The 465-nt window shown below is 58.9% G+C and carries 1 pseudogene; it reads right to left on the bottom strand.

The features are described from left to right. A pseudogene (locus AACY49_RS30805) lies at positions 1 to 366 on the bottom strand (2-aminoethylphosphonate--pyruvate transaminase); the annotation flags it as partial. Positions 367 to 465 lie beyond the last annotated feature (99 nt).

Genomic DNA, 465 nt, shown 5'->3' with positions numbered 1-465 from the left:
AACGTCGGCGGCCGTGGTCGGTTTGTCTTCAGCGGTTTCGAAGGTACTGAACGAGCGGCCGAGCACCTCGCAGATTTTCGCCAGACGCTGGCCATAGGCACCGTTGATCAGCACCAGCACTTTGCCGTCACGCGGTACCAGCGTACCGATGGCCGCTTCGACGGCGAATGTCCCGCTGCCTTGCAACGGCACGCAGTGATGGGTGGCTGCGCCGTTGAGGATCGCCAGCAGTTGTTTGCAAAGGCTGGCGGTCAGTTGATTGAAACGGTCATCCCATGACCCCCAGTCGATCATCATCGCCTGGCGGGTGCGGGCCGAAGTGGTCAACGGGCCGGGAGTCAGCAGGATGGGTTCGGCGATACTCATTCGTATGTCCTTGGATAGCGCTGTGGGGTGAAGCTACGGGGCATACGTTGCAATTCGCCGTTGCATCAATCAAATTGTTTGTTGTTATGCCAGCCATCA

Source organism: Pseudomonas sp. EL_65y_Pfl2_R96 (assembly GCF_963970905.1).
Taxonomy (GTDB): Bacteria; Pseudomonadota; Gammaproteobacteria; order Pseudomonadales; family Pseudomonadaceae; genus Aquipseudomonas.
This window is presented reverse-complemented; position numbering and strand designations above follow the sequence as displayed.